This is a genomic window from Streptomyces griseoviridis, assembly GCF_005222485.1.
GTDB lineage: Bacteria > Actinomycetota > Actinomycetes > Streptomycetales > Streptomycetaceae > Streptomyces > Streptomyces hintoniae.
Genome location: NZ_CP029078.1, coordinates 7,759,858 through 7,785,822 on the forward strand (window position 1 = coordinate 7,759,858; position 25,965 = coordinate 7,785,822).

At 73.0% G+C, this 25,965-nt stretch carries 25 protein-coding genes; 10 read left to right on the top strand and 15 right to left on the bottom strand.

Going from position 1 to position 25,965, the window contains the following annotated elements:
• Positions 1-2 precede the first annotated feature (2 nt).
• Positions 3-2,630, top strand: a complete 2,628-nt coding sequence (locus DDJ31_RS33590; protein ID WP_127176652.1) for an FAD-dependent monooxygenase — start codon at positions 3-5, stop codon at positions 2,628-2,630.
• 7 nt (positions 2,631-2,637) lie between these two features.
• Here DDJ31_RS33590 and DDJ31_RS33595 read toward each other — a convergent pair whose 3' ends face one another.
• From DDJ31_RS33595 to DDJ31_RS33605, 3 genes are all read right to left on the bottom strand, one after another.
• Positions 2,638-2,871: an acyl carrier protein gene (locus DDJ31_RS33595; protein WP_127176651.1), complete on the bottom strand. Its 234-nt coding sequence runs from the start codon at positions 2,869-2,871 to the stop codon at positions 2,638-2,640.
• A complete protein-coding gene (locus DDJ31_RS33600; protein WP_127176650.1) occupies positions 2,856-3,899 on the bottom strand; it encodes a 3-oxoacyl-ACP synthase III family protein in 1,044 nt (347 codons plus the stop codon). Before DDJ31_RS33600 ends, DDJ31_RS33595 begins: the two co-directional genes overlap by 16 nt.
• 109 nt (positions 3,900-4,008) lie before the next feature.
• Positions 4,009-4,437 (bottom strand): ankyrin repeat domain-containing protein, encoded by a 429-nt coding sequence (locus DDJ31_RS33605; RefSeq protein ID WP_127176649.1) that lies wholly within the window; start codon positions 4,435-4,437, stop codon positions 4,009-4,011.
• 171 nt (positions 4,438-4,608) lie between these two features.
• Between DDJ31_RS33605 and DDJ31_RS33610 the strand changes: the two genes are divergently transcribed.
• From DDJ31_RS33610 to DDJ31_RS33620, 3 genes are all read left to right on the top strand, one after another.
• Positions 4,609-5,445: an alpha/beta fold hydrolase gene (locus DDJ31_RS33610; protein ID WP_127176648.1), complete on the top strand. Its 837-nt coding sequence runs from the start codon at positions 4,609-4,611 to the stop codon at positions 5,443-5,445.
• 76 nt (positions 5,446-5,521) lie between these two features.
• Complete coding sequence (locus DDJ31_RS33615) at positions 5,522-6,022, top strand: WHG domain-containing protein (protein ID WP_240678372.1); 501 nt, start codon at positions 5,522-5,524, stop codon at positions 6,020-6,022.
• Between the two features lie 268 nt (positions 6,023-6,290).
• Positions 6,291-6,512, top strand: a complete 222-nt coding sequence (locus DDJ31_RS33620) for a hypothetical protein (protein ID WP_127176646.1) — start codon at positions 6,291-6,293, stop codon at positions 6,510-6,512.
• Positions 6,513-6,583: 71 nt separating this feature from the next.
• Here the strand turns inward: DDJ31_RS33620 and DDJ31_RS33625 are convergent, their stop codons facing one another.
• The gene (locus tag DDJ31_RS33625) at positions 6,584-7,522 is read right to left on the bottom strand and encodes a zinc-binding dehydrogenase (protein WP_127176645.1); all 939 of its coding nucleotides are present in this window, start codon (positions 7,520-7,522) and stop codon (positions 6,584-6,586) included.
• 188 nt (positions 7,523-7,710) lie between these two features.
• On the opposite strand from DDJ31_RS33625, the gene DDJ31_RS33630 reads away from it, so the two are divergent.
• Positions 7,711-8,322, top strand: a complete 612-nt coding sequence (locus DDJ31_RS33630) for an acyl-CoA-like ligand-binding transcription factor (RefSeq protein ID WP_127176644.1) — start codon at positions 7,711-7,713, stop codon at positions 8,320-8,322.
• Positions 8,323-8,578: 256 nt separating this feature from the next.
• On the opposite strand, the gene katG is transcribed toward DDJ31_RS33630, so the two are convergent.
• The 3 genes from katG to DDJ31_RS33645 form a co-directional block, all read right to left on the bottom strand.
• Entirely contained in the window at positions 8,579-10,771 is a 2,193-nt protein-coding gene (katG, locus tag DDJ31_RS33635; RefSeq protein WP_127176643.1) for a catalase/peroxidase HPI, read from the bottom strand.
• Positions 10,772-10,805: 34 nt separating this feature from the next.
• Complete coding sequence (locus DDJ31_RS33640) at positions 10,806-11,243, bottom strand: Fur family transcriptional regulator (RefSeq protein WP_127176642.1); 438 nt, start codon at positions 11,241-11,243, stop codon at positions 10,806-10,808.
• Between the two features lie 230 nt (positions 11,244-11,473).
• The gene (locus tag DDJ31_RS33645) at positions 11,474-12,772 is read right to left on the bottom strand and encodes a hypothetical protein (RefSeq protein WP_171480938.1); all 1,299 of its coding nucleotides are present in this window, start codon (positions 12,770-12,772) and stop codon (positions 11,474-11,476) included.
• Positions 12,773-13,043: 271 nt separating this feature from the next.
• On the opposite strand from DDJ31_RS33645, the gene DDJ31_RS33650 reads away from it, so the two are divergent.
• Complete coding sequence (locus DDJ31_RS33650) at positions 13,044-13,715, top strand: NUDIX domain-containing protein (RefSeq protein WP_127176641.1); 672 nt, start codon at positions 13,044-13,046, stop codon at positions 13,713-13,715.
• 93 nt (positions 13,716-13,808) lie between these two features.
• On the opposite strand, the gene DDJ31_RS33655 is transcribed toward DDJ31_RS33650, so the two are convergent.
• The 4 genes from DDJ31_RS33655 to DDJ31_RS33670 all read right to left on the bottom strand — a co-directional run bounded on the left by DDJ31_RS33655 (position 13,809) and on the right by DDJ31_RS33670 (position 16,874).
• The gene (locus tag DDJ31_RS33655; RefSeq protein WP_164785096.1) at positions 13,809-14,336 is read right to left on the bottom strand and encodes an NUDIX hydrolase family protein; all 528 of its coding nucleotides are present in this window, start codon (positions 14,334-14,336) and stop codon (positions 13,809-13,811) included.
• An 80-nt stretch (positions 14,337-14,416) separates the two neighbouring features.
• Positions 14,417-15,229 carry an SAM-dependent methyltransferase gene (locus DDJ31_RS33660; protein ID WP_127176639.1) on the bottom strand — a complete coding sequence of 271 codons (813 nt, stop codon included), beginning with the start codon at positions 15,227-15,229 and terminating at the stop codon, positions 14,417-14,419.
• Between the two features lie 104 nt (positions 15,230-15,333).
• Positions 15,334-16,182 carry a hypothetical protein gene (locus tag DDJ31_RS33665; RefSeq protein WP_127176638.1) on the bottom strand — a complete coding sequence of 283 codons (849 nt, stop codon included), beginning with the start codon at positions 16,180-16,182 and terminating at the stop codon, positions 15,334-15,336.
• 173 nt (positions 16,183-16,355) lie between these two features.
• Positions 16,356-16,874, bottom strand: coding sequence for a hypothetical protein (locus DDJ31_RS33670; RefSeq protein WP_127176637.1), 519 nt, complete (start codon positions 16,872-16,874; stop codon positions 16,356-16,358).
• Between the two features lie 146 nt (positions 16,875-17,020).
• On the opposite strand from DDJ31_RS33670, the gene DDJ31_RS33675 reads away from it, so the two are divergent.
• Positions 17,021-17,488, top strand: a complete 468-nt coding sequence (locus DDJ31_RS33675; protein ID WP_127176636.1) for a potassium channel family protein — start codon at positions 17,021-17,023, stop codon at positions 17,486-17,488.
• A 162-nt stretch (positions 17,489-17,650) separates the two neighbouring features.
• Here DDJ31_RS33675 and DDJ31_RS33680 read toward each other — a convergent pair whose 3' ends face one another.
• Positions 17,651-18,133: a Dps family protein gene (locus tag DDJ31_RS33680; protein WP_127176635.1), complete on the bottom strand. Its 483-nt coding sequence runs from the start codon at positions 18,131-18,133 to the stop codon at positions 17,651-17,653.
• Positions 18,134-18,419: 286 nt separating this feature from the next.
• On the opposite strand from DDJ31_RS33680, the gene DDJ31_RS33685 reads away from it, so the two are divergent.
• Both DDJ31_RS33685 and DDJ31_RS33690 read left to right on the top strand, forming a co-directional pair.
• Positions 18,420-19,607, top strand: coding sequence for a thiolase family protein (locus tag DDJ31_RS33685; RefSeq protein WP_127176634.1), 1,188 nt, complete (start codon positions 18,420-18,422; stop codon positions 19,605-19,607).
• 334 nt (positions 19,608-19,941) lie between these two features.
• Positions 19,942-20,715, top strand: coding sequence for a sulfite exporter TauE/SafE family protein (locus DDJ31_RS33690; RefSeq protein ID WP_127176633.1), 774 nt, complete (start codon positions 19,942-19,944; stop codon positions 20,713-20,715).
• A 21-nt stretch (positions 20,716-20,736) separates the two neighbouring features.
• Here DDJ31_RS33690 and DDJ31_RS33695 read toward each other — a convergent pair whose 3' ends face one another.
• Positions 20,737-22,152: a hypothetical protein gene (locus tag DDJ31_RS33695; RefSeq protein WP_431029134.1), complete on the bottom strand. Its 1,416-nt coding sequence runs from the start codon at positions 22,150-22,152 to the stop codon at positions 20,737-20,739.
• A gap of 275 nt (positions 22,153-22,427) precedes the next feature.
• On the opposite strand from DDJ31_RS33695, the gene DDJ31_RS33700 reads away from it, so the two are divergent.
• Positions 22,428-23,174, top strand: coding sequence for a cobalt-precorrin-6A reductase (locus DDJ31_RS33700; protein ID WP_127176631.1), 747 nt, complete (start codon positions 22,428-22,430; stop codon positions 23,172-23,174).
• Here the strand turns inward: DDJ31_RS33700 and DDJ31_RS33705 are convergent.
• Positions 23,161-23,643 (bottom strand): hypothetical protein, encoded by a 483-nt coding sequence (locus tag DDJ31_RS33705; protein WP_127176630.1) that lies wholly within the window; start codon positions 23,641-23,643, stop codon positions 23,161-23,163. The genes DDJ31_RS33700 and DDJ31_RS33705 overlap by 14 nt on opposite strands.
• 199 nt (positions 23,644-23,842) lie before the next feature.
• The gene (locus tag DDJ31_RS33710; RefSeq protein ID WP_127176629.1) at positions 23,843-25,915 is read right to left on the bottom strand and encodes an MDR family MFS transporter; all 2,073 of its coding nucleotides are present in this window, start codon (positions 25,913-25,915) and stop codon (positions 23,843-23,845) included.
• Between the last annotated feature and the right edge of the window lie 50 nt (positions 25,916-25,965).

Genomic DNA, 25,965 nt, shown 5'->3' on the forward strand with positions numbered 1-25,965 from the left:
TCATGCCAACCGATGTTCCCCGCAAGGCCCTTGTCATCGGCGCCGGTATCGGCGGGCTGACCTGCGCGGTCGCGCTCCGGCGCCAAGGCATCGACGTCGAGGTGTACGAACGCGCCACCGAACTGCGCACCGCCGGCTCCGGTCTCTCGGTCATGAGCAACGCCGTCATCGCACTCGCCGGTCTGGGCATCGACCTCGGCCTCGGCAAACGCGGCCAGGCCGTCGAGTCGTTCAGGATCCTGGACCGGCGCGGCCGGCGCATCAGGGACCTGCCGTTCGCGGAGGCGTGCGCGCGGGCCGGCGCGCCCAGTTTCTGCCTGAGCCGCTCCGACCTCCAGGAAGCCCTGCTGGTGGAGGCGGCGGACTGTCCGATCCGGCTCGGAGCCACGGCCGTCGGCTTCGAGACCGGCGACGCGGGCGTTACCGTCCGCTTCAGGGACGGGAGTTCGGCGCGCGGGGACGTCCTGATCGGCGCCGACGGCTTCCACTCGGCCGTGCGACGCGCTCTCGTCGGACCCGAACAGGCCCAAGGCAGCGGCTATCTGATCCAGCTCGGCATCGTCCCCTTCCGCCACCCGCTGCTCACCACCGGCGCCGTGCGCCACTACTGGGGCGCGGGGCAGCGGTTCGGCCTCATCGACATCGGCCACGGCCGCTGCTACTGGTGGGCGGCCACGACCACCGCACCCGCCACGACCACTGCACCCGCCACCACCCCAGGAACCGCCACCGCCCGAGGACCCGCCGACGCCGCCGACCCCGCCCGCGTCAAGGAGACCCTCCTACAGGCCTACGCGGACTGGGCGCGGGAGGTGCCCGCGGTGATCGAGGCCACGCCACCGGCCGACATCCTCACCGTGCCCTCGCACGACCGGGCCTTCCTGGAACGCTGGGGCGAAGGCCCCGTCACCCTCCTCGGCGACGCCGCCCACCCCATGCTGACCACCCTCGCCCAGGGCGCGGGCACGGCCATCGAGGACGCCGTCGTTCTGGCCCGCGCCCTGGCCGGGCCCGCCGCGGCCGACGACCCGGCGGGCGCCCTGCGCCGCTACGAGGACCTGCGCCGCGACCGCACCAGGGCGATGGTGGCCGAGTCCCGCAGGATGAGCGACCTCACCCAGGGCGACAGCCCCCGCCGGCGGCTGCTGCGCGAGGGCTACCTCCGGTTGGTGCCCCGCTCCGTCCTCACCCGCCGGACCGCCGAGGCCCTCACCTTCCCGGCCGCCCACGCCGCCGAACCCGCCCGCGTGCGCCGCGAGTTGAGCCCGCTGGAGCGGCTGTACTGGATCGCCGACCGCACCTCGCCCCTCAACGTCGTCGCCCGCGTCCGCGTCCGCGCCGACGGAGCGTCCCTGCCGCTCTCCCTGCACCGCCGCGCCCTGGACGTCCTCCAGCTCCGGCACCCGCTGCTGCGCGTCGCGATCACCGACGACGGCACCGGAGCCCACCCCGCCTTCACCCCGCTCGACGGCACGCAGATCCCGCTCCGGCACGTCTCCCGCAACCCGCTCGACGCCGACGGCGACACCCGGTGGCAGCGCGAGATCGACGACCGCGAGCTGGCGGAGAGCGTCGACTGGCGGGCCGGGCCGCTGCTGCGCGCGCTGGTGGTCACCTCGGTGGGCGAGGGAGGCGAGGGCGGTGAGGGCGGTGAGGGCGGTGAGGACACCGTGCACGACCTGGTGCTGACGGCGGCGCACACCGTCGCCGACGGCAAGACCTGCCTGTCCCTGCTGCGGGAGTGGATCGAGATCGTCGCGCTCCTCGACACCGGCGCCGCCCCCGACGTCACGTCGCGGCGGGCGCTGCCCGCGACCGACGACCTGCTGCCGCGCCGCCACCGGGGCGCCGCCGGTGTCGCGGGGTTCGACGCGCTGATGCGGCGCGAACAGCGGGCGTCGGCCCGGCGGCCTGCCCGGCGGATCGCCGCCGACCGGCAGGTCCCGTTCGGGCAGCGGCGCACCCGCGTGGTCCACCGGACGCTCGACGCCGCGCAGTTGGAGTCGCTGGTGCGGGCGGCCGGGCGGCACGGCGCCTCGGTGCACGGCGCGCTGGCCGCCGCGCTGGTGACGGCGGTCGCCCGGGACGCGGGAACCACGTCGGGCGCGGACTTCTCGATCGGCTCGCCCGTCGACTTCCGCGACGACCTCAGGCCGCCCGTCGCCCTCGACGAGGTCGGCACCTATGTGGCCACCGTCCCCACCCGGGTCCGGTACGAGCCGGGCGGGTCGCTGTGGCCGATGGCCCGGGAGATCAGCCGGGACCTGGTGCGCCGCCGGGCCCGCCAGGACCACCTGGCGACGATCAGTCTGCCGCGCCGGACGGGCCCCGGGTCGCTGGCCGACAGCGCGTCCTTCATGCGGTTCATGGACGAGAAGGGCCCGGTCAACCTATGCCTATCCAACGTCGGTCGCTACCCGTTCCCCGACCGGGTGGGCCGGCTGCGGGTCGACGGCGCCCAGTTCCTCACCGGTGTCTCGGTGATGGGCGCGCTCGTGGCGGCCGTCACCACCTGCCACGGGCGGCTCGCCTGGAACTTCAGCCACATCGACGGGCTGATCCCGGCGGCCCGCGCACGGCGTGTCGCGGACGACGCCGTGCGCACGCTGCTGGCGGCCCTCGCCGAGTGACCCGCCGTCAGGCCGGCGCTTCCAGGTTGTCGCGCATCAGCCGGGCGATGTCGGCGAGGGTGTCCGCCCGGGTGAGGTCGTCGACGGCGATCGCGCACCCGGGGTCCTTCTCCAGCACGAGCGACAGCTCCACGAGGAACAGGGAGTCCAGGCCGAGGGAGGCGGGGGTGGCCTCGGGGGAGAGCAGTTCGGGCCGCACCTGGAAGCGGTCGGTCAGCAGCTCGGTCAGGACGTCGTACATGGCATCTCTCCGGAAGGGGGTCGGTGCGGGTGGGGGAGACGGGGCCACACCAGGGTGGTGGCGCCCCAGGTCAGTCCGCCGCCGAAGGCGGTGAGCAGGACGCGGTGGCCGGGGCGCAGGTCGCCTCGGCGCCACGCCTGGTCGAGCAGGAGCGGGATCGACGCGGCCGAGGTGTTGCCGACCTGTTCGATCCGGGCCAGCACGCGGTCCTCCGCGACACCGAGCCGCCGCGCCAGCATCGCGGTGATCCGCGCGTTCGCCTGGTGCGGGACGACCCGGTCCACGTCCCGCGGGCTCCACCCCGCGCTGTCCAGCGCGGTGCGGGAGACCTCGTCCAGGTGGAGCAGAGCCCGCAGGAACACCTCCTGCCCCACCAGTCGCAGATACGGGTCCGCGGGGACGTCGCCCGCCGCCGCACGTTCCTCGGAGCCGCCGCCGCGCACGGTGATCAGGTCCCGGCCGCCGCCGTCGCTGCCCAGCAGGCAGGGGCCGAGGGCCCCGGGTTCCTCCCGGTGCCCTCGGCGCAGGACGACGGCGCCCGCGCCGTCGCCGAAGAGCATGCGCGTCGGGTCGTCGGGGGCGACGCCGAGGGAGAGGGTGTCGGCGCCGATCACCAGGACGCCGTCCGCCGTGCCCGCGGCGATCAGTCCCTGCGCGACCGCGAGCCCATGGACGAACCCGGCGCAGACGGCCTGGACGTCCAGGGCGGCCGCGCCGGACAGCCCCAGCCGGGTGGCGACGTGCGGGGCGGTGCCCGGACAGGGCCGGTCGGGCGAGCTGGTGGCGACGACCACGGCGGAGACGGCGGTCGCCGACCGGTCGAGTGCCTCGCGGCCCGCCGCGACCGCGAGGTCCCCGGTGCTGGTGCCGGGGTCCACGACGTGCCGGGCGCGGATGCCGCACCGCTGGAACATCCACTCGGGCGACCGGCCCAGAGGCTCGGCCAGCTCCTCGTTGGCCACCCGGCGGGGCGGCAGCCATGACCCGAGTCCGGCCAGGACGGACGCCGGGACCCCTTGACTCCCCACTTCTGCACCCTCGGTCTCGGAGCGGCGACGCCACGGGCGTGATCGTCCCGCGCGGCCCAAGTGGTACCACGCCGGGCGGCGCCGCTCCGGGAGACGTGCCGGACACCCCCTAGGAGGTGACGTCCGCCCGTGCCCCCGCCGCGATCAGGAGCCCGGCCGCCTCGGTGTGGCCGCCCTTCCGCGCCCATTCGAGGGGGCTGTGGCCGGTGCCGTCGTCCTCGCGCAGGTCAGGGTCGGCGCCGTGGGCGAGGAGCAGCCGCACCACGTCCGTACGGCCCCAGGCGGCGGCCGCGCACAGGGCCGTCCCCTCGGTCTGGGCGCGGCTCTCGACGTCCGGGTCGGCGCCCGCGGCCAGCAGGCGGGCGACGGTCTCCGGGGTGCCGTCGAGCGCGGCGGCGTACAGCGGGGTTCCGCCGTCCCGGTCGGCGCCGTTCGGGTCGGCGCCCGCCCGCAGCAGCGCGCTCACCGCGCCGACGTCCCCGGAACCGGCCGCGCCGACCAGCCTCCGCGCCAGTCTCTTCCGTTCACGCCTGTTCATGGCGGCAGGGTCCCAGCCCCGGGCGCGGGTGCGCCGGCTCCGGGCGGGCGTCGACCGGCGCGGGCGTGGCGTCGACCGGCGCGGACGAAGCGTTGACTCTTTCGGCTAATCGAGTTAGCTTTTGGCTAAGGAAGTTAGCCGCACTGATCCGCAACCTCTCCGGGAGCTGTCATGACCGAGTACCTCGCCGTCGACGGCGGCACGATCGCGTACGAGGTGACGGGCTCGGGCCCGCTGATCGTCCTCGCGCACGGCATGGGCGACAGCCGGGACGCCTACCGCGCGGTGATCCCGCGGCTGGTCGCGGCGGGCCACCGGGTCGCCGCCGTCGACCTGCGCGGCTGCGGCGAGTCCAGCGTCGACTGGCCGGCCTGGAACCGCACCGCGCTCGCGGGCGACCTGCTCGCCGTGATCCGCCACCTCGGCGGCCCGGCCGTCCTCGTCGGCCACTCCGTCTCGGGCGGCGCCGCCACCATCGCCGCCGCGCGGGAACCGTCCCTGATCACCGGGGTCGTCGAGCTGGCGCCGTTCACCCGGAAGCAGTCGGTCCGCCTCGGTGACCTGCGGGTGAAGCGCTACCGGCAGGGCATGCTGCGGCTGCTCGGCACCGGCCTCCTCGGCAGCGTCCCGATGTGGCGCTCCTACCTCGACGTGGCCTACCCCGGCGTGAAGCCCGCCGACTGGACCGAGCGGCTCGGGCGCGTCGACGCCCTGCTGCGCGAGCCGGGCCGGATGAAGGCCGTCCAGAACATGGGCCGCCAGGCCCCCACCGACGCGGGCGCCCAACTGGGCAACGTCCGCTGCCCCGTCCTGGTCGTGATGGGCACCCTCGACCCCGACTGGGCCGACCCGCGGGCCGAGGGAACCGCGATCGTCGACGCGCTGCCGGCCGGACTCGGCCGCCTGGAGATGATCGAGGGCGCCGGACACTACCCGCACGACCAGTTCCCCGACCGGGTCGTCGAGTTGACGCTCGACTTCCTGCGCTCGGACGCCGCCCGTGCCTAGGGCGGGCCTCGACCCGGCCGCCGTCGTCGCGGCCGGCGCCGCCCTCGCCGACGAGGTCGGGATCGCGCACCTGACCATGGGATCGCTGGCCGAACGGCTGGGCGTGCGCACCCCGTCCCTGTACAAGCACGTCGGCGGCCAGGACGACCTCACCCGGCGGATCGCCGTCCTGGCGCTGACCGAGGCGGCCGACGCCGTCGGGCTCGCCGTCCAGGGGTACGCGGGCCGCGACGCCCTCGCCGCCGCGGCCCGCGCCTTCCGCGGCTTCGTCCTCGACCACCCCGGCCGGTACGCGGCGACGGTCGGCATGGAGTCGTCGGGCCCCGACGACCCGCTGGCCGCCGCTGGGAAGCGGCTGCTCAGCGCGTTCCTGGCGGTCCTGCGCGGCTACGACCTCCCCGACGCGGACGTCGACCACGCCCTGCGCACGCTGCGCAGCCTCTGCCACGGCTTCGCCACCTTGCAGTCGGCGGGCGGCTTCCAGTGGAGCGCCGACATCGACGAGAGCTTCGAGTGGCTGATCGCCTTCGCGGACCGGGGGCTGCGGGCCGCGGGGCGCGGGACGGCCGCGCGCTGACGCGGGCGCCCGGACGGCCGAGGCGGTTTTACGCCAAGTCGCGCCGCTGTTAAGGGAGTCGGCGATACGGTCGGCTCCCGGCCCCTCACCCGGAGGTGCCGGTGCGAGGGGGTGGGCTGTGGCGGAGATTTCCCGGCGGGCCGTGCTCGGCGCCGCGGGCACGGGCGCGGCGGCGGTTCTCACCGCGACGGGGGTCGCACCGCCGGCCGCCGCCGTCGGCACACGCGACGACATCCGACAGACGACGACTCGGGGGGCAGACACAACCATGGCCGTCACCACGGAGGAGAAGAAGTACCAGGCGTACGTGACCAACGAGGACAGCGAATGGGCGGCGCACGCCGTCTTCGACGCCTACTCCGACCCCGGTGACATGTGGGCCTTCGTGGACGCGGCCCTGCTCCGCCTGCGAGGCAGGTACCCGAGCATCACCTTCACCGGGCACGTCGAGCGCTTCGACGAGGTCATCACCGACATCGCGCATCCCTGAGCGCGACCGGCCGGGCCGTCGCGGGGTCCTCGGGGCGGCGGCCCGCCCGGGACCCCGTGCCCGGCTCGCCGTCAGCCGTAGACGGCCACGAGCCGCACGATGACCTCGCCGCGTTCGAGACGGCCGATGCCGTCGGCGATGTCGTCGAAGCCGATCGGGGTGGTGCGGGACGTGACCTTGCCCTCGGCCACCAGGTCGAGGACGGCCCGGCAGTCCTCGGCGGTGCCCGCCTGGGAGCCGATCAGGGAGACCTGGTTGAGGGTGAGCGTCTGGAGGTTGATCGTGCCCTCGCTCACCCCGAGCCCCACCTGCACCACCCGGCCGTCGCGCCGTACCGCCTCCACGGCGGCGGCCGTCGTGGTGCCGAAACCGGCGAAGTCCACGATCACGTCGAGGCCCAGCTCCGCGAACGCGCCGATTTCCGTGGCCACGCCCGCCACGCCCAGCTCGCGGGCGAAGGCGTGCACCTTCTCGTTCTTCTCCGCGACATGGACCTCCGCGCCGACCGCGAGCGCCACCTGCGCGCCCAGCGACCCGAGGCCGCCGAGGCCGATCACGCCGACCTTCGTGCCGGCGGTCACCCCGCCCTGCACGATCATCGCGTGGTACGAGGTGAGCCCCGCGTCCGTCGCCGCGGCGGCCTGGTCCCAGGCGATGCCGTCGGGCAGCGGGATCACCAGGTCCTCCCGTACCGCGACCCGCGGCTGGAAACCGCCGTTCGACGAGGTCCCCGGGCCCTCGATGGCCGCCGGGACGGCGACCCGGTCGCCGACCGCGAAACGGGTGGAGCCGGGCCCGGTGGCCGCGACGACGCCCGCGATCTCGTGTCCCAGGGTGATCGGGCGGAACGGCAGGAGCGAGGTGAGGGTGCCGTCCAGGAAGCCGACGTCACTGTGGCAGAGGCCGGCGGCCCGCACCGCGATGACGATCTCGCCGGGCCCCGCCTCGGGCTCCGGGACCTCGTTGCGGGTCAGCGGCTTGCCGACCTCGGTGAACTGCCATGCCTTCATCGCGTTCCGTCCTTCTGTACGGCCGCCCCCATGTCCGGCGGGCGCTGCCCGCGAGGACTGTTCGATTTCCCCGTAGCCGCTCGGCCGACGGACACTGTCGGCCTGCTGTGCCGCGCCGGCCGCGGGGTCGGCGCACAGAATAATGGTACTCGGTTCCGAAAATATTCGGCCAAGGAGGATCGGCCCGTATGAGCGAAGCCGGACGGGGGCGCGGACGGCCGCCCGTGTCGTCGCGTGAGGAGGTCGAGGCGGTGGCCGTCGACCTGTTCCTCGCACACGGGTACGCCGCGACCGGCATCTCCGCGATCACGGCGGCGGCCGGCGTCAGCAGGTCGACCTTCTTCCGCTACTTCCCGTCGAAGTCGGGCGTCATCTGGTCCGCGTTCGACGATCACACGGCACGGCTGCGCGGGCTGCTGGCCCGCGCGGAGGCGGACCGACCGGTGATGACGGTGGTCAGGACCTGCGTGGTGGAGGCGCTGCGCGCGTCGGTCGACGACCGGCGGATCTGGATGAAGCGTTTCGTCATCCTCGACGAGTCGCCCGAGCTGCGCGCGGAGGAGTCGGCGCAGTGGATCAGCTGGGCCGAGGCGGTCGCGGAGTACGTCGCGGACCGCCTGGGTGAGGACAGCGCGGGGCTGAGGCCCGCGAGCATCGGCGGCGCCGTCCAGGCCGCCTTCCTCGCCGCCCTGCGGAGCTGGAAGACCGCCACGGCCCCGGCGCCCGAACTCCTCCGCGAGCTGGACCGGGACCTGGTGCCGCTCTGCGACGTCCTCCAGGGGTGGATCGACCAGGAGTGAGCGGTGAGCAGACGAGCCGGGGGCGGGCGGGAGCGGGGGCGGGAACGCCGAACGGCCGGGCGGGCCACTGGGGCCGCCCGGCCGTCGGTCTGGTCGAACAGGTTGAACAGATTGAACAGGTCGGACAGGCCGAGACCGGCTTCCGACCGGACCGGCTGCCGACCTGACCGGATCAGATTCGATCCGGTCAGGTCCGGTCAGGTCCGGTCAGGTCGTGTCCGGTCAGATCCTGACGTGGATCAGACCAGGACGTGGATCAGACCAGGTCGAAACGGTCCAGGTCCATGACCTTCGTCCACGCCTGGGCGAAGTCCTTCACGAACTTCTCCTTGGCGTCGTCGCTCGCGTACACCTCGGCGACCGCGCGCAGCTCGGAGTTGGAGCCGAAGACCAGGTCGGCACGGGTGCCGGTCCAGGTGACGGCGCCCGAGGCGTCGCGCGCCTCGAACTCGTCCTGCGCCTCGGACGTGGACTTCCACGTGGTGCCCAGGTCGAGCAGGTTGGCGAAGAAGTCGTTCGTCAGCGTGCCGGGGCGGTCCGTGAGGACGCCGTGCTTCGATCCGCCGCTGTTGGCGCCCAGCACGCGCAGGCCGCCGACGAGGACCGTCAGCTCGGGCGCGGTCAGGGTGAGCAGGTTCGCCCGGTCGAGCAGCAGGTACTCGGCCGGCAGCCGGTTGCCCTTGCCGATGTAGTTGCGGAAGCCGTCGGAGGCCGGCTCCAGCGCGGCGAACGACTCGACGTCCGTCTGCTCCTGCGAGGCGTCCACCCGGCCGGGCGTGAAGGCCACCTCGACCTCGACGCCGCCGTCCTTCGCGGCCTTCTCGACGGCCGCGGTGCCCGCGAGCACGATCAGGTCGGCCAGCGAGACCTGCTTGGCGCCGGCCGCGTTGAAGGACGCCTGGACGCCTTCCAGGGTGCGCAGCACCTGGGCCAGGTCGTCCGGGTTGTTGACCTCCCAGGTGCGCTGCGGCTCCAGGCGGACCCGGGCGCCGTTGGCACCGCCGCGCTTGTCGCTGCCGCGGAAGGAGGACGCGGACGCCCAGGCCGCCGAGACCAGCTGGGAGACCGTCAGGCCGGAACCGAGGATCTGCTCCTTCAGGGAGGCGATGTCCGCGGCGTCGATCAGCTCGCCGGTGCGCTCGGGCAGCGGGTCCTGCCACAGCAGCACCTCGGACGGCACCTCGTCGCCGAGGTAGCGCACGACCGGGCCCATGTCACGGTGGGTGAGCTTGTACCAGGCACGCGCGAAGGCGTCCGCGAACTCCTCCGGGTTCTCGAAGAAGCGGCGCGAGATCGGCTCATAGATCGGGTCGAAGCGCAGCGACAGGTCGGTGGTGAGCATCGTCGGAAGCTGCTTCTTCGAAGCGTCGTGGGCGAGCGGGATGGTCGCCTCGGCGTCCTTCGCGACCCACTGGTTGGCGCCGGCCGGGCTCTGCGTCAGCTCCCACTCGAAGCCGAACAGGTTGGCGAAGAACTCGTTGCCCCACTGGGTCGGCGTGCTGGTCCAGGTGACCTCGAGGCCACTGGTGATCGCGTCGCCGCCCTTGCCGGTGCCGAAGGTGCTCCGCCAGCCGAGGCCCTGCTCCTCGATCGACGCGCCCTCGGGGTCGGGGCCGACGTGGTCGGCCGGGCCCGCGCCGTGGGTCTTGCCGAAGGTGTGGCCACCGGCGATGAGGGCGACGGTCTCCTCGTCGTTCATCGCCATCCGGCGGAACGTCTCACGGATGTCACGGGCCGCCGCGATCGGGTCCGGGTTGCCGTTGGGGCCCTCGGGGTTGACGTAGATGAGGCCCATCTGGACCGCGCCGAGGGGGCTCTCCAGCTCACGGTCGCCGGTGTAGCGCTGGTCGTCGAGCCAGACGGTCTCGGGACCCCAGTAGACGTCCTCCTCGGACTCCCACACGTCCTCGCGGCCGCCGGCGAAGCCGAAGGTCTTGAAGCCCATCGTCTCCAGGGCGACGTTGCCGGTGAGGATCATGAGGTCGGCCCAGGAGATGCTCTGGCCGTACTTCTTCTTGACGGGCCACAGCAGACGGCGGGCCTTGTCCAGGTTGCCGTTGTCGGGCCAGCTGTTCAGCGGCGCGAAGCGCTGCTGGCCGGCGCCGGCGCCGCCGCGGCCGTCGCTGATCCGGTAGGTGCCGGCGCTGTGCCAGGCCATCCGGATCATCAGCGGGCCGTAGTTGCCGAAGTCGGCGGGCCACCAGTCCTGCGAGGTGGTCAGGACCTCGGCGATGTCACGCTTGACGGCCGGCAGGTCGAGGGCGCCGAACGCCTCCGCGTAGTCGAAGTCCTCGCCCAGCGGGTTGGTCACCGCGGTGTTCTTGGCGAGGATCTTCAGGTTCAGACGGTCCGGCCACCACTGGCGGTTTCCGCCGCCCTGGGTCGGGTGAGGCGCGCGCCCGTGCGCGACGGGGCACTTCGCCTCTGCGGCGTCGTGGTTCTCAGACATGGGAATCCTTCCGGACTGGGCAGATCTGTGGTGCTCAGGTTGTGCGGCCGGTGGAGCAGTCGGGGCACAGGCCCCAGTAGGTGACCTCGGCCTCGTCGATCGAGAAGCCGTGGTCGTCGGAGGCGGTCAGGCACGGGGCCTCGCCGACCTCGCAGTCGACATCGGCGACGACACCGCACGACCGGCACACGACGTGGTGGTGGTTGTCGCCGACGCGACCCTCGAACCGGGCCGGATGCCCGGCCGGTTCGATACGGCGTATGAGTCCTGCGGCCGTGAGGGCGTGGAGCGCCTCGTACACGGCCTGGACGGAGATGTGGCCCACGCGGTCGCGCACCCCGGAGGCGAGGGCGTCGACCCCGAGGTGGTCTCCCGCCCTGACGGTCTCCAGCAGCGCGACGCGGGCTGCCGTCACCCGCAGGCCGGCACCGCGCAGCTCCTCGGCGGTGGTCGGGGTCTGGGGAGCGGTCATGGCGACCAACCTACCCTCATAAACACGAAGAGTTCAAGAAAACGAACGAGCCAAGACTTGGCTGAGATGTATGGGGTGATCTGTCCCGTTACGGGTCGTCCAGGGGGCGCCCGTCGGATGCCCATCGGGTGCCCTGGAGAAGGCGCCGGCCCCGCGGACGACGAACGGCCGGCGGGGCGCGGAACGGGTCCGCCGCCCTGCCGGCCGTCGGGCCGAGAGGTGGTGCCTGACTATGAGCGGGACGCGCGGCGGCGGGCCAGCAGCACCGTACCGGCGCCGAGTCCGACCACCGCGACCGCCGCGCCCGCGAGCGGCAGGGCGCTCCCCGCGCCGGTGCTCGCCAGGTCGCCCGTGCTGGTCGTGGACGCGTCGGAGCCGCCCGTGGTGGTGGCGGAACCACCCGTCGTGGAGCCGGTGGAGCCGGTGGAGCCCGTGGCACCGGTGGAGCCCGTGGAGCCGGTGGTGGTGGAGCCGGAACCGCCGGTGGTCGGGGAGGCGCCGGGCGACGGGGTCGCGGAACCGCCGGAGCCCGCGCCCGCGCCGGTCACGTCGAGCGAGATGGCGGCCTTGTCGTTGGCGGTCACCTTGTCGAACGGACGGGAGGCGCCCGCGAGGTTCACGGACCCTTCGGCGCCGGCCACCTTCTTGTCGATCCGCACCTTGAAGGTGTACGTCTCGCCGCCGTCCTCGTCGACCCACGACTGCGTGGTGCCGCACGAGTAGCGGCCCGCCGCCTCCTTGTCGCAGTAGCCGTTGCCCTTGGTGACCGTCGTGCCCTGGGGCAGGTCGATCAGCACCTCGGTCGCGGACTGGCCGATCGGGCGCAGCACCCAGCCGGGACCCGCGTTGGTGAACTTGACCTTCAGGTCGACGACATCGCCGACCGCGCCCTTCACCTGGGCGCCGGAGACCTGGAAGTCGGCGGTGTTGTCGGCCTTCACGGCGAGGTCGGCGACATCGAAGTCACCGTGACCGCCGGAGGTGGCCGGGGTGGCGTCCGGCTTCTCGACGAGCTTGAGGGCGGGGTCGGTGCCGCGCACCGGCTCCGCGCCGCTGTCGCCAGGGCCCGCGGGCTCGGTCGCCACGGACACCTGGAGCTGGTCCCACAGGGCGTGCTTCTCGGCCTTGAGCGTCCAGGTCCGCTCGGGCGCGTAGACGGTGCCCGGCTTGATGGTCTGGTCGAACTCGCAGACCACCTCGGAGTGGGTGGGCGACTCGTCGTACGAGGGGATCTCGTAGCGCAGGCAGTTGGAGGGCACCTCGGTGTGGCTCAGCCCGCGCGTCACCTCGTACGACAGGTACACCTTGTCGAGGGCCGCGCTGCCCGCGTTGGTGAAGGTGGCCGGTACCTCGAAGGTGCTGCCCGGCCGCACCCCTTCGAACGGTCCGAGCTTGCCGAGCACGAGACCGGGTGCGGAGTCGTCGTCGGCGGCGACGGCGGGGGCGGCACCCAGCGCCATCAGCGCGACGACGCCGACCGCGCCGGCGGTCTGGCGGAGCGTGCGGCGGCCGGAAGGGGTCTTGGGCATGTGGGGGTCCTCGGTGAAACATCGACAACAGGCGGGCGAACTGCGGGAGAACGACGCTCCCGGAAGTCAGACGACGACCACGTCCGATCGGTTGTACTCAGGAGCGGCCTCGTTCGGATTTCCTCGGTCATCGGGCCCGCCACCCGGCCCCCACCGGGCTTGCCACCGGGACAACTGCCGCCGTCGTGGACGGCACACCGTGCCGAAACCCGGCCGTGATAGAAGCGATCATGACCAACTCTCGCTCGCACCACGCCGGAACGGACGTCCGATGACCGCCGGCGTCGACACCCCCGACGGCCGCGGACGCACCGGCCTCGACCGCACGGGCCTCGACCTGACGGGCAACCCGCGCGTCAAGGTCAGGGACGTGACCCTGCTCTCCAGCCACTGGTACGTGGAACGCTCCACCACCTACGACCTCCAGCGCTCCGACGGCACCTGGAGCACCCAGCAGCGCGAGACGCACGACCGCGGCAACGGCGCCACCATGCTGCTCTACGACGCCGATCGCGAAACCGTCCTGCTCACCCGGCAGTTCCGCTACCCCGTCTATGTCAACGGCCACCCCGACGGCATGCTCGTCGAGACACCGGGCGGACTCCTCGACGACGAGCACGAGCACCCCGAACTCGCCGTCCGCCGCGAGGTGGTGGAGGAGACCGGGCACACCATCGGCGAGGTGCGGCACGTCTTCGACGTCTACATGAGCCCCGGTTCGGTCACCGAGCGGGTCAGCTTCTACGCCGCCGAGTACGGCGCGTCCACCCGCACCCACGAGGGTGGCGGACTCGACGAGGAGGGCGAGGACATCGAGATCGTCGAACTGCCCTTCCGCCGCGCCCTGGAGATGATCCGCACCGGCGAGATCGCCGACGCCAAGACCATCATGCTGCTCCAATGGGCGGCCCTGGAGGGGCCGTTCAGCGGCACGAGGCGCTGAACGGCCTTTCCGAGGTCGTCACCCCACGCACCCGGCGGGACCCACGCCGGTCAAGGCCCAGGCCCGCGGGCCTGACCGGCGGGCCGTGAACTCTCAGAGCACGCAGCCCACATGGGCCAGCGCCTGCTTGAGCAGCACACCGTGGCCGCCCGGCATCTCGCTCTCCACGGCGGGCGACAGCGCCTCCTGCGGGCTGAACCACACCAGGTCGAGGGCGTCCTGCCGGGGCCGGCAGTCACCGGTCACCGGCACCACGTAGGCGAGCGACACCGCGTGCTGACGCGGGTCGTGGTACGGCGTGACGCCCTGGGTCGGGAAGTACTCGGCGACCGTGAAGGGTTGCAGCGCGGCCGGGATGCGGGGCAGCGCCACCGGACCGAGGTCCTTCTCCAGATGGCGCAGCAGCGCGTCCCTGACCCGCTCGTGGTGCAGCACCCGGCCCGAGACCAGGGTGCGGCTGACCGTGCCGTCCGGTCCGATCCTCAGCAGCAGGCCGACGCTGGTGACTTCACCACTGTCGTCGACACGTACGGGCACGGCCTCGACGTACAGGATCGGCATGCGGGCGCGTGCCATCTCCAGTTCGTCGGAGCTGAGCCAGCCGGGCGTCGTTTCGGTCATGTCAGACATTGCTTGATCATACTTTCAGGAGGGGCCGGGGAGGCGGTGGACCCCGCGAACGTCGACGGCCGCCGGGCGGGTCACGGTTTCACGGCCACCGCGCCGTACTGCGGTACGACGGCGGGGGAGGCGTCGTCGGCACGCCACTGGGAGCACGACACCAGACCCGGCTCCAGGATGCGCAGGCCGTCGAGGAACGAGGCGATGTCGGCTCCGCTGCGGGCGGTGATCGGGGGAGTGGCGTTCTCGTTCCAGAACTTCATGGCGGGGATCTGGCCCTCGCCGCCGACCTCCGCGTCGAAGGTGGGGTGGGTGAGGACCAGGAAGCTGCCCGAGGGCATCACGTCCATGATCCGGCGGGCGACCTCGCGGGCCTCCCCGGTGTCCAGGACGAAGTTCAGGATGCCCAGCATCATCACGGCGACCGGCTGCCCGAAGTCCAGGGTGCGGCCCGCCTGTTCGAGGATGGCGTCGGGGTCGCGGACGTCCGCGTCGATGTAGTCGGTGGCGCCCTCGGCCGAGCCGGTCAGCAGGGTGCGGGCGTGCACGAGGACGATCGGGTCGTTGTCGACGTACACGATCCGCGCGTCCGGGGCCACCCGCTGGGCGATCTCGTGGGTGTTGTCGGCCGTCGGCAGGCCGGTGCCGATGTCGAGGAACTGGCGCACCCCGTGCTCCTCGGCCAGGAAGCGCACCGCCCGGCCGAGGAACCAGCGGTCGGCGCGGGCGATCTCCCGGATGACCGGGAACATCTCGGCGACCTGCTCGGCGACCTGCTGGTCGACCTCGTAGTTGTCCTTGCCGCCGATCCAGTAGTTCCAGACGCGCGCGTTGTGCGCCACACCGGTGTTCAGCCGCGACGATCCACTGGACGCGGTGTGGCTCTCACTCACTGCTCTGCTCCTTCTCGCACGGCCTGGGCCCTTCGCCGCCATTGTGCATCCCGGTGATCAGGGTGTCCCGGGAATCGGCCGATCAGGTGTGCGGAGGGGTGACGTCAGTCGAACTGTCCGGGGTTCGGGGCGGGTGTCTTGCCCGCGAGGACGTCCTTGAGGCGCTGGGTGCCCTGTTCGACGGCCTCCTTCACCGACTCCTGCTGGCCGCCGCCGAGGCCGCCCGCCGTCACGGTGATCGCGTCGTCCCCCACCCGCACGGCGGCGACGTCCAGGGTGAGCGTGGTCGGGGAGCCGTCGACGTTGCCCTGGACGGTGACCCGCAGCCCCTGCCGCGCGTCACCCTCGTTCGGCACCGACTCCTCGGTGACCCGCACCGCCCGCTTGCCGCCCTTGCCGGTCGCGGTGAACGACGCGCACTTGGCGGGCAGCGTGCGCATCCAGGTCAGCGCGGCGTCGAGGCGGGCCGGGTCGTAGGCGGCGACCTGGTAGAACAGCCGCGAGTCGCCGTCCTGGAAGCCGGTGACCGCGGACGGCCCGGACGGCTTGCCCAGCAGCGCGTCGCCGTACAGGGAGTCGAGCAGCTTCTGGCAGTCGGCCGCGTCGGTCTTCGCGGTCAGGAAGCCGGCCACGTCGACCTTGCCGACGAGCAGGCTCTCCCGCCATCTCCCGGCGCTCTTGACCTGCGTCCAGTCGTCCTCGATGTCACCTTCGGTGATCAGCGCGGTCCGCGCGCCCGCCGTGGTCAGCCGGTTCGACGGCGAGGCCGTGGGGGAGGCGGAGGGCGAGTCGGCGGCGACCGGTGAGGCGGCCGCCCCGGTGGCGTCCACGGCGTCGGAGGACCCGGAGGCACGGGAGGCGCCGCCGTCCGAACAGGCCGCGGTGGTCAGCAGCGCGCCCGCGGCCACGGCGGTCGCGAGCACACGGGCGGGACGGGACGGGCGACGGGCCATCGCGGATGCCTCCTCGGGACAGGGCGTGTCCTCAGCGCACCACCGGGAGGGGGGCGCCACCAGCGCACGGAGCCGTCCGGGTGAGGGGAGGGGGGCGAGGGGAGGGGCGACGGGAGGAGAGGGGCGAGGGGAGGGGTGGTGAGGCGGTCACCGCGCGCCCGCGACGCGAGGCGTCACGGCGGGCTCGCGCCGTCGTCGGGCCGGGAGTGGTGCGGGAGGTGCGGGTGGTGGGGGTGGTGAGGGTGCTGCGGGTGGTGGGGGAGATGAGGGCGGGGCGGGAGGTGGGGGCGGTGCGGGGGATGCTCAGGGTCCTCACGGTGTGCCCGGTCCTCACGGTGCGCCCGGTCCTCCTGGTGTGCCCGGTCCTCACGGTGCGCCCGGTCCTCCTGGTGTGCCCGGTCCTCACGGTGCGGCCGGTCCTCCTGGTGTGCCTGTTCGGCTCGTGCCTCGCGCTCCGCGCGGCCCGTCTCCAGGACCCGCACCCGGCGTCCGCCGCAGCGGGGGCAGACCGCGTCGGTGAGCGGTGAGCGCACGGAACGGCCCGCCTCGTCGACGTACTCCTGGGTGGCGCCGCCCGTCGGGGCCAGCGGGTCGGTGAAGAACAGCAGCCGGAACGTGGCCTCCCAGCTGTGCCCGCAGCTCCCGCAGACGAACGTGAAGGTCTCCGGCACCTCGTGGGGCTGCTCCGTCATGGGACCGACCTCCTGCTGGCGCGCGCCGACCCGGGCCCCCAGCGCACAACGGCGCACCCGGTTCGGCAACTCGAACGCCCCGCCCGGCATGCCCGCCGCCGCTCCCGCCACGACACTGGCCAGCAAGCCGACCCGAAGGAGTGACCATGCTGCCCGGATTCTTCACCAGGGCGGTCCAGTCGCTGCTCGCCCGCGAGGGCCGCTCCCTGCATGCCAAGGCGGCGGGCGCGACGACCGCCGCCCTGGTGGTGGTGCTGTTCCTCGGCGCCTGGGCGGTCGTCACCGTCGAACGGGGTGCCGCGCGCGCCAACCTGGAGACGTATCCGCAGGGCCTGTGGTGGTCGATCGAGACCGCGACGACCGTCGGATACGGCGACTTCTACCCCGTCACCCTCGGGGGCCGGCTGATCGGCACGGTCGTCATGATCATCGGGATCACCACGTACGGCATGGTCACCGCGGCCCTCGCCACCTGGTTCGTCGGCCGCGAACAGCGCAGACGGCACCGGATGTACGACGGGGCACGGGAGTTGGGTGAGGAGACGGCCCGCGCGCTGCACGAGCGGTTCGACCGGCTGGAGCGGATGATGGCGGGCAAGGGCGAGCGGGACTGAGGGGCCCAGGGGCCCAACAGGTCCTGATCGGTGTCCTGTTCGGGCCGGGCCCCGTCCTCGACGTCGTCACCCCGCGCCGTCTGCCGCCCGTCTGCCGACGCCATCCGATGGCGCCATCCTCCGATGGATGGCGTCCTTGACGGGGCGTCAGTTCGCGCGGCGTCAGCTCTCGTTCGGCCAGTCCTCCGCCGCGAACATCCAGCGCTGCTTCTCCAGTTCGGCGGTGAGGGAGATCAGCAGGTCCTGGGAGACCGGGTCGGGCCGGTCGGTCGCGGCGATCCGGGCGCGCAGCCGTCCGATGGCCGCCTCCAGCGTCTCCACCATCAGCCGCACCACGTCGGAGTCACGCAGCCAGCCGTCCTTCGGGCTCGGCAGCGTGAACGCGGCGGCGATCGTCTCGGGACGGCCGTCCGGCGTCACCCCGAGCGCGGCGGCGCGCTCCGCGACCGTGTCGGCGTAGGCGCGGGCGGTGTCCACCACCTCGTCCAGTTGCAGATGGACGGAGCGGAACCGCGGTCCGACGATGTTCCAGTGGGCCTGCTTGGCGATCAGCGAGAGCCCGAGCAGATCCACGAGGGTGCCCTGGAGGGCCTCCCCTGTGATGTCGCGGTCCGGGTCGGGCAGGGTGCTCTTCACCACGGTCATACGGGTGTCTCTCCTTCGGTGACAGGGCCCTTCGGCCATCGGGGCCCTCGCCGGCCGGGACCCTGGACGACCAGGGCCTTCGGCGGCGGGGGCTCTCCGAGCGCGGGTGCCCGGCGCGGACCGGCGCAAACACCCTCCCGGACGCGCCGAGGGCGCGCGGATCTTCCCAGCGGCCCGATGCGCGGTCTATAGTCCAAAACTAGCGGTGCTAATTTATTCGGAGGTGTCCCGAACGCTTCGCGGGCGTCGCTCGAAGCGTCGGGCACGGTCGGTCAGGAGTCCTGTCGTGCGTCCCGTCCACTTCGCGGCAGCGCGCCGCACCCCCATCGGCAAGCTCCGCGGCTCCCTGTCCACCGTGCGCCCCGACGACCTCGCGGCCGGCGTGATCCGCGGCCTGGTCGCCGACCTGCCCGGCCTCGACCCGGCCAGGATCGACGACGTCTACTGGGGCGCCGCCAACCAGGCGGGCGAGGACAACCGCAACGTCGCCCGGATGGCCGCCCTCCTCGCCGGCCTGCCCGAGACCGTGCCGGGCGCCACCGTCAACCGGCTCTGCGCCTCCGGCCTCGAAGCCGTCACCCTCGCCGCCCGCACCGTCGCCGCGGGCGAGGCCGACATCGTCCTCGCGGGCGGCTCCGAGTCGATGAGCCGCGCCCCCTTCGTGCTGCCCCGCCCCGACGAGGCGCTCCCGCACCGGATGGAGACCGCCGACACCCGCCTCGGCTGGCGGCTGGTCAACCCCGCGATGAAGGACCTGCACGGACTGCTCCCGATGGGCGGGACCGCCGAGGAGGTCGCCGAACGGTACGGCGTCACCCGCGAACGCCAGGACGAGTTCGCGCTGCGCAGCCACCGACGCGCCGCCGAGGCCCGCGAGAACGGCCACTTCGACGACGAACTCCTGCCCGTGGAACGCCCGGACGGTGTGGTCGTCGACACCGACGAATGCGTCCGCGAGGACACCTCGTACGAGAAGCTCGCCCGCCTCAAGCCGGTCTTCCGCGCCGGCGGCACGGTCACCGCGGGCAACGCCTCCCCGATGAACGACGGCGCCGCGGGACTCGTCCTGGTCAGCGAAGAGGCCCTGAACGAGCTGGGGTTGGAGTCGCTCGGCCGGTACGTGGCCGGCGCCTCGGCGGGCGTGCACCCCGACGTGATGGGCATCGGGCCGGTGCCCGCCACCCGCAAGGCGCTGGCCCGCGTGGGGTGGAGCGTCCAGGACGTCCAAGAGGCCGAGTTCAACGAGGCGTTCGCCGCCCAGGCTCTCGCCTGCGTCGACCAACTCGGCGTCGATCCCGACCTGGTCAACCCGAGCGGCGGCGCGATCGCCCTCGGCCACCCCCTGGGCTGTTCGGGCGCCCGCATCCTGACCACCCTCCTGCACCGCATGCGCCGCACGGGCGCGGACCGCGGCCTCGCCACGATGTGCGTGGGCGTGGGGCAGGGGAGCGCGGTGCTGGTGGAACGCCACTAGGGTCTGTTGTCGGGATCAAGCGGCGCCGGGGTCGGGCGATCGGTCGTCCCACCGTCGCGTCGTCCCACCGTCCCACCGTCCCACCGTCCCGTCGTCCCGTCGTCCCGCTGTCCCTTTGGATCGGGCGGGGGCCGGGGTCCTACGCGGGCCGTGTGGCGCTCGGAGTGAGGGCCGGCCGTACCGTGCTCGGGATGAGGGCCGTGCGGTGCTCGGGGTGAAGGGCGTGTGGTGCTCGGGGTGAGGGGCGGTCGCCGGGGCGGGACCCGGGCCCGGTGGTCATCTGCCGAGACGCTCCTTACGCGTCCGGTTGTATGGACATAGCATCGGTCTCCGCATGAACACGATGACCCTCTGGCACCTCACCGGCTGGGAGTTCGCGGCGCTCGCCTGCGCCGCGCTCCTCGTCGGCTTCTCCAAGACCGCCGTGAGCGGCGCCAACACGGTGAGCCTCGCCATCTTCGCGGCGATCCTGCCCGCCCGCGCCTCCACCGGCGTGCTGCTGCCGATCCTGATCGCGGGCGACGTCGTCGCCGTCCTCACCTACCGGCGGCACGCCCACTGGCCCACCCTGTGGCGGCTGTTCCCGGCCGTCGCCGCCGGCGTGCTGGCCGGCACGGTGTTCCTGATCTGGGCCGACGACGGCATGGTCCGCACCTCGATCGGCGCGATCCTGCTGCTCATGGCCGGGGTCACGGTGTGGCGCCGCCGCCGGGCCGCGGCCGACGAGGGGCCCGACTCGGTCGCCACCCGCTCCGGCCGCCTCAAGGCCCGTTCCTACGGCGTGCTCGGCGGCTTCACCACCATGGTCGCCAACGCGGGCGGCCCGGTGATGTCGCTGTATCTGCTCTCCGCGGGCTTCCGCAAACTCGGCTTCCTGGGCACCTCGGCGTTCTTCTTCCTGATCGTCAACGTCACCAAGGTGCCCTTCAGCGCGGGGCTCGGCCTGATCGACGGCACCTCGCTGCTGCTCGACGCCGCGCTCGTGCTGTTCGTCGTCCCCGGCGCCCTGCTGGGCAAGTGGGCGGTTGACCGCATCAACCAGCGGCTGTTCGAACAGCTCGTGATCGCGGCGACCGTCGTGGGCGGCCTGCAACTCCTGCTGCGCTGACCCGAGTCCGGGCCCGGTCGGTCACGGCGCGATGCCGACGCCGTCCACCCGGCTCCAGACGCGCTCCTCGGCCGCCGTCATGGCGGGCCAGTGCAGACCGCCGGTCCTGGGCCGCACCCGCGCGGCGAACGGCGCGGGCCGGTACCCCGGGTCGTAGAAGCAGCCGGTGCCGTACTCCCGGTCGAAGGCCGGGCAGGACGCCGCCACCGCGCGGGCCGTCGGCTTGCGCCCGGTGCGCACCCACGCGTCCAGCGCGGCGAGCGAGTTCGCGTACTCGGCGTCGCTCAGCGCGCTGTGCTCGGCCTCCGTGGTGAACGTCTGCACCAGATGCCGGTCCCGGCCCGCGCCGCGCAGCGTGGCCCGGTAGGCCGACTCGAACTCCACCAGCGCCGTCGGATCGTCCACCGCGTGCATCGTCAGCACCGGTACCGTCACCCCGCCGGTCAGATCACTGTCGTACGACAGGTCGCGCACGGCCGTCGGGTCGGCGGCGAAACGCTCCACGCCCGCGTTGAGCGCGGTGTCGTCGTGCGAGCCGGTGTAGCGCACCCCCAGGTTGGAGAACGGGTTCCGGTCGCCGAGCCGGTTGTGCACGATGTCCCGGAACGTGAACGTCGCGTACGCCAGATGCGACTCGAGGGTGCGCTCGGGCAGCCGCGTGACGGCCAGGATGTCGTCGAGGTTGCGCTGCTGGCCGACGGTCCGCTCGGCGGGCGGCGAGGCGTACCCGGTGCACTCCTGGAGCCGGGCGCGCAGCCCCGCGTGCGTCAGCGTCGAACCGGCCCGCAGCCCCTGCCACAGCGGGTACGACGGCTCCGTGGGCCGCGGATGGTTCTGACAGTAGTACTGGTAGACGACGCGTAGATCGACGCGCGCGTCGTACCCCCGGGAGCCGCCCGCCAGCAACCCGCTGGTCAGCAGTACACCGTCGTAGGGCCCCGACCGGCCACCGCGCCCGCCGGCCCCGCCGCGGGCGCCGTACGTCTCCGCGATCTTCGCCGCGACGTTCCCGCCCCAGGACTGCCCGTGCAGATAGGTCCGCCGCGGCTGCCCGAACTCCGTCACGAACAGGCGCCGCAGGTTCTCGGTGTCCTCGGCGGCCATCCGGGTGCCGTAACCGCCCCGCCGGTACGACGAACCCGCCCACGCGTACCCCTCGTCCACCATCACCGACCACCGCCCGAGGTCGTCCGCGCTGCGCGCCGGATCGGAGCCTTCGCCCAGGTCGGGCCCGCCGTGCGCGTGCACGACGAGGGAACCGTTCCAGTCGTCGGGGACGGCGATCGTGTACGCGGCGCCGTGCGCGCCCAGGCCGCTGTAGCAAGTGGCCTTCGCCGCCAGCCGTTCCGGACAGGCGGCGGGCTGCGCGGTGGCCGCGCGGGCGGGCGGGGCGCCGGTCAGCAGGGCGGCGACCGTGGCGGTCAGGGCGACCGACAGTCCGGCACGGCGACGCCGTCGGCCCCGCGGGTGGATGCGCGAGCGGTCCAAGAGCTGCTCCTCGTCCTCGGCGGCGCTCCGTCGCGCCGTCCGGCGGCGATGTTAGGGAGGAGCCCGGAGCGGTGACCATGGCCGGGACGTTCTGTTCATAGTGTTCTCCCAGGTGAGGGGTGGGAGGCCAGAGGCCAGAGGCCAGAGGCCAGTGCTGATGGGTGTGAGGTGAGAGTGACGCCCTCGCCGTGCTCCGCCCGGCGGTCACCTCGTACGCTCGCCTCATGTCCCCGCACGTCCTGATCCTCGGCGGTACCACCGAGGCCCGTGAACTGGCCGCCGCCCTCGTGGCCCGTGGCGGTGTGCGGGTCACGTCCTCGCTGGCCGGGCGGGTGAGCAGGCCCGGCGCGCTCGCCGGGGACGTGCGGATCGGCGGTTTCGGCGGGGCCGAGGGGCTGGCCGACTGGCTGCGCGAGCACCGCGTGGACGCCCTCGTCGACGCCACCCACCCCTTCGCCGGGACGATCACGGCCAACGCTGCTCGGGCCGCCGAGGCGACGGGCGTCCCCTCGCTGGTGCTGCGCCGCCCCGGCTGGACGTCCGTCCCGGGCGACCGCTGGCATCCGGTGCCGTCCCTGTCGGCCGCCGCCGATGTCCTTCCGGGACTCGGCCGCCGGGTGCTGCTCACCACCGGACGCCTCGGCCTCTCCGCCTTCGCGCGTCTCACCGGGGTGCACTTCGTCGTACGCTCCGTGGAGGCGCCCGAGCCGCCGATGCCCCCGCACACCGAAGTCCTGCTCGCCAAGGGCCCGTTCACCGTCGACGGAGAGACGGCGCTGCTGCGGGAGCACCGGATCGACGTCCTGGTGACCAAGGACAGCGGGGGAGCGGCGACCGCGCCCAAACTCACGGCGGCCCGCCGACTCGCCCTGCCCGTCGTCCTCGTGACCCGCCCCGCGACCCCTCCCGGCGTGCGGGTCGTCCCGGATGTCGCGGGCGCCCTCGACCTGCTTGGTCTCAGCGGGAGTTGACCACCGAGGCGCGCATCCGGTCGATCACGCGCAGCACTTCGGCACGGTTGCGGGCCGCCTTCATCCAGGCGGGCAGCCGCCCCACGGACGTCATCTTCGGACCGTGCGTGTACCAGGGGTCACGCTCGCGCAGGCCGGCCGCCACGAACCGCCGCAGCAGATCGAGGTGTTCGAGGTTGTACGCCCAGATCGTGCCGTGCCTGGTCCGCGCCGACAGCCACAGCACGGTCACCGGAACGGGTTCGCTCGGCGCGCGGTTCAGCCCGCAGGACCGGCAGACCAGCCGGAAGCCCGGCGGGCGTCCGCCGTGGCCGTCGAGGTCGCCGTGACCGTGGCCGTCGTGCGGGGCGGGCTGGCGCGTGCGGTGCGCGACGCGTGCGCAGCGCGGGCAGCGGACCAACTGCGAGCCGGCGAAGTGGTGCGCGGTGAGCCCCGGATCGTGGAAGCGGCGAACGGGCGAGGCGGACATGCGGGCAGTATCGCGCGGGCCCGCTCCCGCCCACACCTCGTTTTCCCTGCCTGCGGCATTCACGTGGCATCCAGGCGGCACCCACGCGGCCTCCTTGCGGAGGCCATCAAGGTGTACGCGGTCCTGGACGCGTCCCTCGCCGCCACAACCCCGCCGTTGCTACTGCCTCTGCCGCCTCGGTCGCCCCGAGCCCGTCCCCTCAGCTCGCGGTCAGTTCCGCCGTCCGCTGGGGCAGTCCCGTCGACAGGTCCTCGATCATCAGGCGGCGGGCGATCGAGTCCACCGCCGCGCGCAACTCCGCTCCGCTGGGGCGGCCCAGGTCCTCCTGGACGCGGTCCTTCAGCCAACTGCCCCACGCCCGGGTGATGACGGCGGCCTCGCGGGCGCCCGCCTCCGTGTGCGAGAGGAGAGAGCCGGTGCGGGTGAGATAGCCCTCCTGGACCATCCGGTCGAACACCGGGAACAGCACCTCGGGCGGCAGATGCCGACGCGCGGCTATCAGTCCGAGGCTGGCGTGCCCGACCAGCCTGGTGTGCAGCTCGACCTGCATCACGGCCCACGCCCCCGCGACATCAAGCCGGGTGTCGGACTCCACGATGATCCGGCGCGCGGTCTCCAGGTCGGTGCGCCCGATGATCTTGCCGACGGACGCTTCGAGCAGGCGCTGCGAGTTCGCGCCGTGCGGCGAGGCGAACCCCTCGCCCATGTCGGTCGAACCCATCCGCGCGCTGTCCCGCAACTGCACCTGCTTGAGGAACAGGGCGACCACGAAACCGACCGCCGCGACCGGGACCGTCCACAGGAACACCGTCTGGATCGTCTCCGCGTAGGCGTGGACGATCGGTGCCCGGGTCGCGGCCGGGAGCCGGTGCAGGCCCTCGGGACTGCTCGCCGCCTTGGTGATCACGGCCGGCGGTACGGCGCTGGTCGTCCGTACGGCCGCCGCGATGCCGTCCTTGAGGTTCGGCGCCAGGGAGTTGGCGTAGATCGTGCCGAACACGGCGGTGCCGAACGAACTGCCCAGCGTCCGGAAGAAGGTGACGCCCGAGGTCGCGGTGCCGAGGTCGGCGTAGTCGACGGTGTTCTGCACGGCGATCGTCAGCACCTGCATGGACAGGCCGATCCCGGTGCCGAGCACGAACATGTACAGCGACTCGAGCCACACCCCGCTGGACGGCCCCATCAGGGACATCAGATACAGGCCCGCGCCCATCACCAGCGACCCCGCGATCGGGAACCACCGGTACTTGCCGGTCCTGCTGACCACGGTGCCGCTGAACACCGACGCGATAAGCAGCCCGATCACCATCGGCAGCGTCCGCACACCTGAGACGGTGGCGGAGTCGCCGTCGACGTACTGGAGATAGGTCGGCAGATACGTCATCGCGCCGAGCATCGCGAAGCCCACGACGAAGCTGAGGACCGAGCAGACCCCGAACACCGGGTTGGAGAACAGCCGCATGGGCAGCATCGGTTCGCGGGCCCGGGTCTCCACCCAGCAGAACAGGCCGAGCGCCACCGCGCCGCCGACGAAGAGGCCGATGATGACGCCCGAGCCCCACGCGTACTCGTTGCCGCCGAGGCTCGTCGCGAGGATCAGCGCGCTCGCGCCGACCGCGACCAGCGCGATGCCCAGGTAGTCGATGACCGGCCGGGACGCCGACTTCACCACCGGGATGGTCCGGGCGGCGGCCAGCACCACGACGATCGCGATCGGCACGTTGACGTAGAACGCCCAGCGCCAGGTCAGATGGTCCGTGAACAGCCCGCCGAGCAGCGGCCCGATGACCGTCGCCACCCCGAACACCGCGCCGATCGCGCCCTGGTACTTGCCGCGTTCGCGCAGCGGGATGACGTCGGCGATCAGTGCCATGGCCGTCACCATCAGCCCGCCCGCGCCGATGCCCTGCATGCCCCGCCAGGCGATCAGGTACGACATGTTGGTGGCCAGACCGCACAGGAACGAGCCCGTGATGAAGACGATCGCCGAGACCTGGAAGACCACCTTGCGGCCGAACAGGTCGCCGAACTTCCCCACCAGGACCGTCGCCACGGTCTCCGCGAGCAGGTACGAGGTGACCACCCACGACATGTGGTCGGCGCCGCCGAGGTCCGACACGATCGTCGGCAGGGCGGTGCCGACGATCGTCTGGTCGAGGGCGGCCAGCAGCATGCCCAGCATGATCGTCACGAAGATGATGTTGCGGCGCCGTGAGTCCAGCACGGGTGGTTGCGAGGCGGCGGGCGGTGCGGTCTCCTCGGTCACAGTCACCTGGTCACGATCACACCGCCGGTCCTGGGCCGCATGCCGTACCGGTCCGC